A 12626-nucleotide genomic window follows, 5' to 3' on the forward strand; every position below is an offset into this window, starting at 1 on the left:
CTGCGCTTCTCGGACGACGGGGCACGCAGCCCAAACTCGCTGCGCTCAGACAAGGGCTGCTCTTCGACCCCGTCGTCCTGCGATGCTCGGCTCGCTTTACGGCTCGATACATCAAAAGCGCGAAGCCAAAGCCAAAGCCAGAGCCGAACCAGAGCCGAACCAGAGCGCTGACGTTTGGCGAGGCGGGCAGGGCCAAGCGCGAACGGCTCCCCGAGCCTGCCCAACGGCAATCCAACGCCCTCGAACTACAATGACGCCATGAATGCATCCCCCCTCGATTTCGACCGTTACGACCACATCCGCCCGATCCTGTGGACTGGCGACACTCTCGAACTGCTCGACCAGCGCAAACTGCCGTTCGTGGTCGAGCACGCGACCTGCACGACCAGCGACGAGGTCGCCCAGGCGATCCACGCGCTGACCGTGCGCGGCGCGCCGGCGATCGGTATCGCGGCCGCCTGGGGCGCGGTGCTGGGCGCGCGCGAGATCGAGGCCGACGACGGCGCGGCCGCGCTGGCCAAGCTCGAGCCGGCACTGCAGCGGTTGAACGCCGCGCGTCCGACCGCGGTGAACCTGGCCTGGGCCTTGGCGCGCATGCGTCGGGTGCTGACGGCCGCGGGCCGCGACTGGCGCGAGGTGCTGGCGCGCGAGGCGCAGGCGATCGCCGACGAGGACCTCGCCGCGAACCGGCACATGGGCGCGCTCGGCGCGGCGCTGATCGCACCGGGCAGCGGCGTGCTGACCCACTGCAACACCGGCTCGCTGGCGACCGCCGGCTTCGGCACCGCGCTGGGCGTCATTCGCGCCGGCATGGCGCAGGGCCGCATTGCCAAGGTCTTCGCCGGGGAAACGCGGCCTTGGCTGCAGGGCGCACGGCTGACGGTGTGGGAGCTGCAACAGGACGGCATCGACGCGACGCTGATCGCCGACTCGGCCGCCTCGCACCTGATGAAGGGCGGCTTCGTGCAGTGGGTGGTCGTCGGTGCCGACCGCATCTGCGCCAACGGCGACACCGCCAACAAGATCGGCACCTACCAATTGGCGATCGCCGCCCGCCACCACGGTGTGAAGTTCATGGTTGTCGCGCCGTCCTCGACCGTCGACATGGACACGCCGTCGGGGGAGATGATCGAGATCGAGCAGCGCGACCCGGGTGAACTGTTCGGCGTGGGTGGCAGCCGCACGGTCGCCGACGGCATCCAGGCCTGGAACCCGGTGTTCGACGTGACCCCGGGCGCGCTGATCGACGCGATCGTGACCGAGCGCGGGGTGGTCGAACGCCCCACGACCGAGGCGATGCGCGCCCTGTTCGGCTGAGGTCGGCCCGCCTGCGCGATCGGAGGCGATGGCGCCCGATTGTGCGGCCGGCTGGCCGGAAAGCGGGGCAAGGCCCGGAAATACCGCACCGTATCGCGCCAAGTGCTTGTTTTTGCGTCGGAAACCCTGGGGCGGGCATGGCGTTTGTGCTATGATTTACTGTCGTTTTGATCGCGTCGCCGGCGGCCGGTACGCGCAGTGTCGTCGCCTTGCGCCGATGCCGAAAAAACCGGGCCGCGCAGACAGGATGCAAGCCCTCTAGATGGTCGATTCCGCGAAAGAAATCATTCCGGTCAATCTCGAAGACGAGATGCGCCGCAGTTACCTCGATTACGCGATGAGTGTGATCGTGGGCCGCGCGCTCCCCGACGTCCGCGACGGCCTCAAGCCGGTTCACCGCCGCGTGCTGTTCGCCATGAACGAGCTCGGCGCGCACAGCAACAAGCCGTATTACAAGTCGGCGCGTATCGTCGGCGACGTCATCGGTAAGTACCACCCGCACGGCGACCAGTCGGTCTACGACACGCTGGTGCGCATGGCCCAGCCGTTCTCGCTGCGCTACCTGCTGGTCGACGGGCAGGGCAACTTCGGTTCGGTCGACGGCGACTCGGCGGCGGCGATGCGTTACACCGAGGCGCGCATGTCGCGCCTGACGCATGAGCTGATGGCCGACATCGACAAGGAAACGGTCGATTTCCAGCCCAACTACGACGAAAAGGAGCTCGAGCCGTCGGTGATGCCGACGCGCTTTCCGAACCTGCTGGTCAACGGCTCGGCCGGTATTGCAGTCGGCATGGCGACCAACATCCCGCCGCACAACCTGGGTGAGGTCGTCGACGCGCTGATCGCGTTGATCGACAACCCCGAGATCGACATCGACGGGTTGATGGAATACATCCCCGGTCCGGATTTCCCGACCGCGGGCATCATCAACGGCGTGGGCGGTATCCACCTGGCCTACCGCACCGGTCGCGGTCGCGTGCGCATGCGCGCCAAGGCCGAGGTCGAAGTGGCCGACAACGGCCGCGAGTCGATCATCGTCACCGAGATTCCCTACCAGGTGAACAAGGCGCGGCTGATCGAGAAGATCGCCGAGCTGGTCAAGGAAAAGAAGCTCGAGGGCATCAGCGAACTGCGCGACGAGTCCGACAAGGACGGCATGCGCATCTACATCGAGGTCAAGCGCGGCGAGTCGGCCGAGGTCGTGCTCAACAACCTCTACTCGCAGACGCAGATGGAGTCGGTGTTCGGCATCAACATGGTGGCGCTGGTCGACGGCCGTCCGCAGTTGCTGAACCTGCGTCAGATCCTCGAGGCGTTCGTCCGCCACCGCCGCGAGGTGGTCACCCGCCGGACGATCTTCGAGCTGCGTCGCGCCCGCAACCGCGCGCACATCCTCGAAGGCCTGACGGTCGCGCTGGCCAACATCGACGAGATGATCGAGCTGATCAAGACCTCGGAGAATCCCAATGTCGCCCGCGAGCGGATGCTCGGCAGGCGCTGGGACGCCGGGCTGGTCGGCGCGCTGCTCGCCGCCAGCGGCGCCGAAGCCTCGCGCCCCGAGGACCTGCCCGATGGCGTGGGCCTGATCGACGGCAGCTACCAGCTGACCGAGGCCCAGGCGCAGCAGATCCTGGAGATGCGCCTGCACCGCCTGACCGGGCTGGAGCAGGACCGCCTGACCGACGAGTACAAGCAACTGCTGGAGACCATCCGCGGCCTGATCGAGATCCTCGAAGATCCCGACGTGCTGCTGGAGGTGATCCGCACCGAGCTGCGCAACGTGAAGGCGGAATTCGGCGACGAGCGCCGCAGCGAGATCCGCGCCAGCGAAGAGGATCTGGACATCCTCGACCTGATCGCACCCGAGGACGTGGTGGTCACGCTGTCGCATGCCGGCTACGCCAAGCGCCAGCCGGTCAGCGCCTATCGCGCGCAGAAGCGCGGTGGCCGCGGCCGCAACGCGGCGTCGACTAAGGACGAGGATTTCATCGAACAGCTGTGGCTGGTCAACACCCACGACACGCTGCTGACATTCACCAGTGCCGGTCGCGTGTTTTGGCTGCCGGTGCACCAGTTGCCCGACGCCGGCCCGAATGCGCGCGGCCGGCCGATCATCAACTGGATCCCGCTCGAGGCCGACGAGAAGGTGCAGGCCGTGGTGCCGGTGCGCGAGTACGTCGAGGGCCAGTACGTGTTCTTCGCCACCCGCAGCGGCACGGTCAAGAAGACCCCGCTGACCGAGTTCGCCTACCGGCTGGCGCGCGGCAAGATCGCGATCCGTCTCGACGACGGCGATGCGCTGATCGGCGTCGCGCTGACCGACGGCGACCGCGATGTGCTGCTGTTCGCCTCCAATGGCAAAACGGTGCGCTTCAGCGAGAACCGTGTGCGTTCGATGGGCCGCACCGCAGGCGGCGTGCGCGGTATCCGGCTCGACGCCGGCGAGCACGTCGTGAGCCTGATCGTCGCCGAGAGCGCGGGCGGGATCGAGGACGAGACCTTCGAGGAGACGGTCGAGGACGCGGCGCCCGAGGCGAGCGGTGAGTCCGTGGTGGTCGAAACCGGCGCCGGCGAGGACATCGGCTACATCCTCACCGCGACCGAGAACGGCTACGGCAAGCGCACGCCGCTGTCGGAGTATCCGTGCAAGGGCCGCGGCACGCGCGGCGTGATCGGCATCCAGACCACCGAGCGCAATGGTCGCCTGGTCGGCGCGGTGCTGCTGCGCAATGCCGATGAGGTGCTGCTGATCTCCAACGGCGGCACCCTGGTGCGCACGCGCGCCTCGGAAATCGCCCGGGTCGGCCGCAACACCCAGGGCGTGACCCTGATGCGCCTGTCCAAGGACGAGCGCCTGCAGGGCATCGAGCGCGTCGACGGCGCGATCGAGGACGAGATCGTCGATCCCATCGCACCGTCGCCGGCCGGCGACGCCCCGGCCAGCGCCGTGGACGTCCCGAGCCCCGACGCCTGACGCCGCTTAAAAAGCCGGCGTCCAAACCGGGGTCAGAGTGCCTTTCCAAGGAAAGGACACTCTGACCCCTTCGCTTTTTGGGCTCCTTGCCCTCGGGCCCGTTGCGTGTGCTCGGCCCTTTCGCGTTCGCCCCTTCGCGTTGGGGAAATGCACTCTGACCCCGGTTTTGGAAAGTGCGCTTTAGGGGGGCTGGCATTCCTATACTGCGCCCGTCGCCAGGCGGGGAATCGGAATGTGGATCGGAGTGTGGGGGCGCGTCGGCGCCCGGGGTGTCGCGGTGCTGGCGCTCGTGTTGGCGCTCGCGTTCCTTGTCGGCTGCCGGCGCGATCCCGGGGGCCAGGTGCCCGCCGCGGGGGGCGAGGCGATCCGCACCGAGCGCGTGCAGGTCGAGGGGTTCGGCCTGGTGCGGGCCTTTCCCTACCAGCACGATGGCGCGCTGTCGCTGGTGCTCGAGTTCTCGCAGCCGCTGGTCGGCACGCAGGATTTCGATGCGCTGGTGACCCTTGCCGACAATGCCGGCCGCGACGGCAGCTGGACGCTCGATGACGACGGCAAGGTGTTGCGTTTCCCGCACGTCGAGGCCAACCGCGACTACACGGTGCGCATCTCCGGCCAGCTGACCGCGGCCGACGGCAGCACGTTGAGCCAGGATCTCGAGCGCAAGGTGTTCACCGGCGAGCTCGATCCGGTCGTCGGCTTCGCGTCGCAGGGCAGCGTGCTGCCGGCGAAGGAATCGCGCGGTCTGCCGATCGTCTCGATCAATGTCGAGGAGGTCGATGTCGAATTCCTCCGCGTCGACGACGCCTCGTTGCCCGCGTTCTTCACCCAGTACCAGCGCGGCGGCCGGCGCGGCAGCTGGGACCTCGACGACCGCTACGGCTACAGCGGCCGCACACCGCTGTCGAAGCTGGCCCAGCCGGTCTACGTCAACCGGTTTGCGATCGACGGCGCGCGCAACGAGCGCGTGCTGACCTACCTGCCGCTACAGGGCATCGAGGAACTGCAGCAGCCTGGGCTGTACTTTGCGGTGATGAAGCGCGCGGGCGCGTTCGCTGACCAGTTCGAGACCGCGTTCTTCACCGTCAGCGACATCGGCCTGCACGCGCGCGCCTATCGCGAGCGGATGTTCGTGCATACCGCGTCGCTGCAGGACGGCGCGCCGATCGGCAACGCCGAGCTCAAGGTCCTCGACGGCAAGGGCGAGACGGTCTTCCGCGCCAAGACCGACGCGCGCGGCAATGCGATGCTCGACTACCGGCTCGACGCGGCGCATGTGCTGGTCGCCACGCGGGGCGGCGATGTGTCGATGCTGCCGTTCAACCAACCGGCGCTGGACTTGTCGGAGTTCGCGGTCGGCGGCCGCGAGCAGGCCTGGTTCGATGTGTTCGCCTGGTCGGGGCGTGATCTCTACCGACCCGGGGAGACAGTCCGGGTCTCGGCGCTGCTGCGCGACCAGGACGGACGCCCGGTGCAGGCGAAGGACGGCCGTGCGCAGACGTTATTCGCCCGCTTGCGCCAGCCCGACGGCAAGACTTTCCTCGAACGCCGCATCGAGCCGGGCGAGGGCGGCTACGTCCGGTTCGAGCAGGAGATTCCGGTGGATGCGCCGACCGGCAGCTGGCGCGTGGAGTTCCGCACCGATCCGGCGAGCCGCGAGGCGGTGCAGGGCATGACCTTGCGGATCGAGGAGTTCCTGCCCGAGCGAATGAAGCTCGACCTCGACGCCGCGCAGGCGACGCTGCGTCCGGGCCAGCCATTGCGACTGCAGGCGACCGGCGCCTATCTCTACGGTGCGCCGGCGGCGGGCAATCGCTTTACCGCGCGGCTGGCGGTGGCCGTCGAGCGCACGCCGGTCGAGGGCCTGCCGGGCTTTGTCTTCGGCGACCCGACCGTGGACCTGCCACGCGAGGCCAAGGACGTCGTCGACGCGGCGCTCGATGCGCAGGGCCGCCTGCAGGCCGAGATCGCGCTGCCCGACGAGGCCCGACCGGTCACGCCGATCGCCGCGATCGTTTCCGGCAGCCTGTTCGAAACCGGCGGGCGCAGCGTCAATCGCACACTCAAGCGGGTGCTGTGGCCGGCCGAAGCGCTGGTCGGGGTGCGCCCGCTGTTCGATCCCGACGACGGCGCCGATGCCAATGGCACGGCACGCTTCGAGTTGGTGCGCGTGGGGCAGGACGGCAAGCCGCGGCCGCTGTCGGGCCTGAAGGTGTCGCTGGTGCGCGAGCACCGCGACTACCACTGGCGCAACGACGACGATGGCTGGCGCTACGAGTACACACAGCGCTTCGAGACCGTGGACACGCGCAGCGTCGATGCCGGCACCGCGGCCGTGCGCTTCGACGTGCCGGTGGAGTGGGGCGAGTACCGCATCGATGTCGAGGACCCGCAGACCAAGCTGGTCTCGCGCTATCCCTTCCGGGCCGGTTGGGGCTGGGACGACGACAACCGCGGGCTCGACGCGCGGCCCGACAAGGTCAAGGTCGCGCTGGACAAAACCGGCTACCGCGCCGGCGACACGATGCGCGTCACAGTCACGCCGCCGCATCCGGGCAAGGGCCTGTTGATGGTCGAAAGCGACCACATGCTCTATCTGCACGAGATCGATGCCAAGCCCGGCAGCACCTTCGAGATCCCGGTCACCGAGGACTGGGAGCGTCACGACGTCTACGTGACCGCGCTGGTGTTCCGCGGCGGCAGTGCCGCGAGCGCGGTCACGCCGGCCCGTGCGGTCGGCATCGCGCATGTGCCGATGCAGCGGCGCGAACGCCGGGTCGCGGTCGGGCTGCGGGCGCCGGCGCAGGTGCGCCCCGAAGGCCCGATGCAGGTGACCGTGAGCGCCCCGGAACTGGCCGGCCAGTCGGCCTGGGTCACGGTCTCGGCGGTCGATGTCGGCATCCTCAACATCACCCGCTTCCCGGTGCCCGATGCCTGGCGGCATTTCTTCGCGCAGCGCCGCTTCGGCGTCGATGCCTACGACCTCTACGGGCGGATCATCGAAAGCTATGAGGGCGGCACGGCGAAGCTGCGCTTCGGCGGCGACGCGCCACTGGCCTCGCTGCCGCAGGCACGTCGCCCGACCGCGCGCGTGCAGACCGTCGACCTGTTCGCAGGTCCGGTGAAGCTCGACGCCCGCGGCAATGCGCGTGTGCCGCTGCAACTGCCCGACTTCAACGGCACGCTGCGGGTCTCGGCGCTGGTGTTCTCGGCCGACCGCTACGGCAGTCGCGACGTCGAGACCCTGGTGCGGGCGCCGGTCGTCGCCGAGGCCAGCATGCCGCGCGTGCTCGCGCCCGGGGACCGCAGCACGGTGACCCTGGACCTGACCAACTTCAGCGGGCGGGCGGGCGAATTCGATGTGCGCGTCGACGGCGTCGGGCCGCTGGCGATCGGTGAGGGCAGTCGTCGCGTGTCGCTGGCCGCGGGCGGTAAGACGACGCTGCGCTTTCCGCTGGCGACCCAGTCCGGCTACACCGTCGCCAAGGTCCGCGTGCGCGTCGACGGCAACGGCCACCGGGTCGATCGCAGCTACGACCTGCCGGTGCGGCCGGCATGGCCGGCGGTGTTGCGCTCGAGCTCGCGGGTGCTCGATGGCGCCACGCCACTGACCCTCGACGCCGCCACGATGTCCGGACTGATGCCCAGTTCGGTCACGGCGCGGGTCTCGGTCAGCGCCCTGCCGCCGATTCCGTTCGCGGCGGCGATCGACGGTGCGTTGCACTATCCCTACGGCTGCGCCGAGCAGACCACCAGTCGCGGTTACGCGGCGCTGCAACTCGACGATGCCACCGTCTCGATGCTCGGCATCCGCGACATCGACGCGGGCAAGCGGCGCCGGGTGGTCGAGGCCGCCTTCGGCCGGTTGGCGGCGATGCAGGTCGGCACCGGGCACTTCTCGATGTGGGGCAACGACGGCGACGTCAATCCGATGCTCACGCCGTACATCGTCGAGTTCCTGCTCGATGCCCGCGACGCCGGTTTCGCGCTACCGGAAGGCGTGCTGCAGAAGGCGCTCGAACGCTTGTCCGAGGATCTGCTGTCGGGCGGCGACGGCTTCTACGGCCAGAACGAGCGCGACCATCTGCGCTTCGCCTACCAGGCCTACGCCGGTTATGTGCTCGCGCGGGTCAATCGTGCGCCGCTGGGCACGCTGCGCGGGCTCTACGACAACGAGCGCGCGAAGACACGCACCGGCCTGCCACTGGTGCATCTGGGCCTGGCGCTGTCGCTGCAGGGCGACAAGGCCCGCGGCGAGCGGGCGATCGAGGCCGGGTTCGCGTTCAAGGGCGATCGTCCGGGCTATCTGTGGGACTACGGTTCGCCGTTGCGCGACGCCTCGCTGATGATCGCGCTGACCCACGAGCGCGACATGGCCAAGCCCACCTACGACGCCCGTGCGGTCGACATCGGCCGCGAGATCGATGCCCGTCGACAGCGCAGCTGGATGTACCTGAGCACCCAGGAGCAGATCGCGATCGCGCGGCTGGGCCGGGCCCTGACGGCCGATCAGAGCCGCCGGGTGTCGGGCACGCTGCAAGAAGGCGAGGTCGAGGAGGCGATCGCCCCGGCGGCGATCGTCGGGCGTGCCTTCGACGAGGCCGGGCTGCGCCGCGGGGTGCGCTTCGTGCCCAAGGGCGAACCGCCGATGTACGCCAGCATCGATGTCGCCGGCGTGCCGCTGCAGGCGCCGGCCGCTGATGCCAGTGCGCTCAAGGTCGAGCGCCGGCTCTACGGCACCGACGGCCAGCCGTGGACACCCGGGCCGCTGGCCGAGGGCGACGCACTGATCGTCGCAGTGTCGGTGGTGGCCGACCGCGACATGCCGGACGCGCTGCTGACCGACCTGTTGCCGGCGGGCCTGGAGGTGGAGAACTTCAATCTCGGCGACGGCAAGCAGTGGGCCGATGTCGTGGTCGACGGCATCCGGATCACCGAACGCGGCAGCCAGGCGACGGTGCAGCACGAGGAGTACCGCGACGACCGCTTCGTCGCCGCGCTCAAGCTCGACAGCGGCCGCACCGCGCGGGTGTTCTACCTGGTCCGCGCGGTCAGCCCCGGCACCTACACCGTGCCGCCGCCGCTGGTCGAGGACATATACCGGCCGCAGCTGCGCGGCGTCGGCGCTGCGACGCCCGCGACGATTACGGTGGTCGAGCCCTGAGCGCGCAGGCGAAGCAACGGTCTACGGGGCGCGCTGCGCGATGGCCGGCGCGATGGCTGGCGTGAATCAGCCTGCGCGTGGGACGGCAGCGCGCCAGTTCTGGCGCCGCGCGCTGCCCGCCCTGCGCTGGGGGACAGTCGCACTGCTGCTGTCGCTGCTCGCGCTCGATCTTGCGTTCCCGCCGCAGTTGCCCACGCGCGACGACACCAGCGTGCTGGTGGTCGCGCGCGACGGCACGCCGCTGCGCGCGTTCGCCGATGCCGATGGCGTCTGGCGCCACCCGGCTACGCCGGAGAGCGTGTCGCCGTACTACCTGCAGGCGCTGCTCGGCTACGAGGATCGCTGGTTCCGGCGCCATCCGGGCATCAATCCGCCGGCGATGGCGCGTGCCGCCTGGCAGTGGGCGCGGGGCGGGCGGATCGTGTCGGGCGGCTCGACGCTGACGATGCAGGTCGCGCGCATTCTCGACCCGCAGCCTGCGCGTGGGCGCACGCTGGGCGGCAAGCTGGTGCAGCTGCTGCGGGCGCTGCAGCTCGAGGCGCATCTGTCCAAGGACGAGATCCTGACCCTGTACCTTACGCGCGCGCCGTTCGGCGGCACGATCGAGGGGGTCGAGGCGGCGAGTTGGGCATACCTGGGCAAGCCGGCGGCCCGGCTGTCGCGGGCCGAGGCGGCATTGCTGGCGGTGTTGCCGCAGGCGCCGAGCCGGCTGCGCCCCGACCGTGCGCCCGAGGCGTCGCGCGCGGCGCGCGACAAAGTGCTCGAGCGCATGGTCGCGCTGGACGTATGGACGCGCGCGGAGGTCGACGATGCGAAGATCGAGCCGGTCGTGGCGCGCAGTCTGCGGCCGCCGCTGCATGCCGCGTTACTCGCGCAGCGCCTGCGTGCGGCCAACCAGAGGCAGGCGCGGATCGTCTCGACGATCGACATCGGCCTGCAGCGCATGCTCGAGCAGCGGGTCGCCAGCTACTTCTCGCAGTTGCCCGAGCGCACCTCGGCGGCGCTGCTGGTGGTCGACAATCGCAACCTGGAGGCGTTGGCCTATGTCGGTTCGGTGGCGTTCGGCGACCGGGCGCGGCTGGGCCATGTCGACATGGTGCGTGCCTGGCGCTCGCCCGGCTCGACGCTCAAACCGTTCCTCTATGGCATGGCGCTCGACGATGGGCTGATCCATTCGGCCAGCCTGCTGGTCGATGCTCCGCAGTCTTTCGGCGGCTATCGCCCGGGCAACTTCGATGCGGCGTTCAATGGGCCGGTCGCGGCCGCCGACGCGCTGCGCCTGTCGTTGAACGTGCCGGCGGTGGATCTGCTCGACCGGGTCGGTCCGGCGCGCTTCGCCGCGCGGCTCGACAATGCCGGGGTCACGCTGCGGTTCCCGCGTGGCGCGGTGCCAAACCTGTCGTTGATCCTGGGCGGCACCGGCGCGACACTCGAGCAACTGGTCGGCACCCATGCCGCGTTGCATCGCGACGGGATTGCCGGGCGCGTGCGCTACACCCCAGGCGGGGCGTTGCGCGATCGTCGACTGCTGTCGCCGGGGGCGGCTTGGATCGTGCGCGAGATTCTCGAAGCAGCCGATCGGCCAGGCGAGCGCGCCGACACCTTCGACACCGGCGACCGGCCGCGGGTGTCGTGGAAGACCGGGACCAGCTACGGCTATCGCGATGCTTGGGCGATCGGCGGCACCCACCGCTACACGGTCGGGGTGTGGGTCGGCCGTCCCGATGGCACGCCGCTGCCGGGGCAGTACGGCGCAATTACCGCGCTGCCGCTGCTGCTCGAGACGGTCGACAGCCTGCCACGCGCACGGGGCGACGCGCTGCGCGCACCGCCGCCGCGCAACGTGCGGGAGGTCGATATCTGCTGGCCGCTGGGCATCGCGGCCGATGCCCAGGCCGCGCCGCTGTGCCAGCGCCGGCTGACCGCCTGGACCCTCGATGGCAATGTGCCGCCGACCTTCGCCGAGCGCGACGCGGGGCGTTGGAGCGCGGGCCGGGTGCGCTTCGAGATCGACCCGCGCAGCGGGCAGCGGCTATCGGCCGATTGCGACGCCCCGCATCCGCGCGCATCGCGCGAGATCGCGCGCTGGCCGGCGCTGGTCTCGCCGTGGTTGCCCGCGGCCACGCGGCGCGCGGCGCAATTGCCCGCGCTGGCGCCGGACTGCCGGCCTGACGGCCGCGAGACGGCTGCCGCCCTGCATATCGAGGGCTTGGAGCCGGGCGTGACCCTGGTCCGGCCGCCGGGCAGCACACACGGCGTGCGGCTGCAGTTGCGCGCGCTGGGCACCGAGTCGCGCGTGCAGTGGCTGCTCGACGGGCGCTGGATCGGCGAAACCCAGGGCGCGCGCTGGCTGCGCACCGAATTCGAGACGCCCGGCCGCCGTGAGCTGACCGCGCTGGCCGACGACGGCGCCTGGCGCAGTGTCGCCTTCCACGTGGCGCCGTAGCGCCGGTCGACGACCCTGGCGGCGCTTGGCGCCGGAGGCGTCAGTCCAGCTGCGCGAGCACGTGCTCGGCCGAGGACACCTTGAACTCGCCCGGGGCCTCGACGAACAGCTGACGCACCACGCCGTCGTCGGCGTACAGCGCGAAGCGCTTGGCGCGCGTGCCCATGCCGTAGGCGGTCGCGTCCATCTCCAGGCCGAGCGCGCGCACGAAGTCGGCATTGCCGTCCGACAGCATCTGCAGCCCGTCCGGCACGCCGACGCTGTCGCCCCAGGCCTGCATGACGAAGGGGTCGTTGACGGCGATGCAGACCACGTCGATGCCACGGTTGCGGAAGGCTTCGAAGTGCTCGACGAAGCCGGGCAGGTGGCGTTCGGAGCAGGTCGGCGTGAATGCGCCCGGCACCGCGAACAGCACCACGCGCTTGCCGGAGAACACGGTCGGGGTGTCGATGACGCGCACGCCGTCGTGGATGTGCTTGAGGGTGACTTCGGGGATGGCGTCGCCGATCTGGATGGTCATGGGGGACTCGCAAGCAACTGGGTGAACGCAGTCTATCCGCTCGCGCGTGGCGTCGATGCGAGCGCTCTTGAAACCCACGCGCCCGTTCCCAAATTCCCGGCATCGCGGCCGACGGGGCCGCTTTTCAACACGGAGCCACTCCATGCGACATGAAGCCTATCGTGCTGTCGCCCGCCAGCCGGCCCTTGCCGGGCGTGCGACGTTC

The 12626-nt window shown here is 69.9% G+C and carries 5 protein-coding genes; 4 read left to right on the top strand and 1 reads right to left on the bottom strand.

Annotated elements, in window-relative coordinates; all coding sequences use genetic code 11:
• Positions 1 to 258: 258 nt before the first annotated feature.
• The 4 genes from mtnA (at position 259) to pbpC (ending at position 11901) form a co-directional block, all read left to right on the top strand.
• Positions 259 to 1317: an S-methyl-5-thioribose-1-phosphate isomerase gene (gene mtnA / locus MNO14_RS06895; RefSeq protein WP_241945957.1), complete on the top strand. Its 1059-nt coding sequence runs from the start codon at positions 259 to 261 to the stop codon at positions 1315 to 1317.
• Between the two features lie 262 nt (positions 1318 to 1579).
• Positions 1580 to 4294: a DNA gyrase subunit A gene (gyrA, locus tag MNO14_RS06900; RefSeq protein WP_241945958.1), complete on the top strand. Its 2715-nt coding sequence runs from the start codon at positions 1580 to 1582 to the stop codon at positions 4292 to 4294.
• A 232-nt stretch (positions 4295 to 4526) separates the two neighbouring features.
• Entirely contained in the window at positions 4527 to 9455 is a 4929-nt protein-coding gene (locus MNO14_RS06905; RefSeq protein WP_241945959.1) for an alpha-2-macroglobulin, read from the top strand.
• Between the two features lie 61 nt (positions 9456 to 9516).
• On the top strand, positions 9517 to 11901 hold the full coding sequence (gene pbpC / locus MNO14_RS06910; RefSeq protein ID WP_241945960.1) for a penicillin-binding protein 1C: 2385 nt from the start codon (positions 9517 to 9519) through the stop codon (positions 11899 to 11901).
• Between the two features lie 40 nt (positions 11902 to 11941).
• Here pbpC and MNO14_RS06915 read toward each other — a convergent pair whose 3' ends face one another.
• On the bottom strand, positions 11942 to 12421 hold the full coding sequence (locus MNO14_RS06915; protein WP_241945961.1) for a peroxiredoxin: 480 nt from the start codon (positions 12419 to 12421) through the stop codon (positions 11942 to 11944).
• Between the last annotated feature and the right edge of the window lie 205 nt (positions 12422 to 12626).

This window comes from Luteimonas sp. S4-F44 (genome assembly GCF_022637415.1).
In the GTDB taxonomy this organism is placed as follows: Bacteria; Pseudomonadota; Gammaproteobacteria; order Xanthomonadales; family Xanthomonadaceae; genus Luteimonas.

What these genes read in the sequence shown, in the direction of transcription:
- mtnA (WP_241945957.1), top strand. Translation starts at nt 259, where the DNA reads ATGAATGCATCCCCCCTCGATTTCGACCGTTACGACCACATCCGCCCG.
- gyrA (WP_241945958.1), top strand. Translation starts at nt 1,580, where the DNA reads ATGGTCGATTCCGCGAAAGAAATCATTCCGGTCAATCTCGAAGACGAG.
- MNO14_RS06905 (WP_241945959.1), top strand. Translation starts at nt 4,527, where the DNA reads ATGTGGATCGGAGTGTGGGGGCGCGTCGGCGCCCGGGGTGTCGCGGTG.
- MNO14_RS06915 (WP_241945961.1), bottom strand. Translation starts at nt 12,421, where the DNA reads ATGACCATCCAGATCGGCGACGCCATCCCCGAAGTCACCCTCAAGCAC.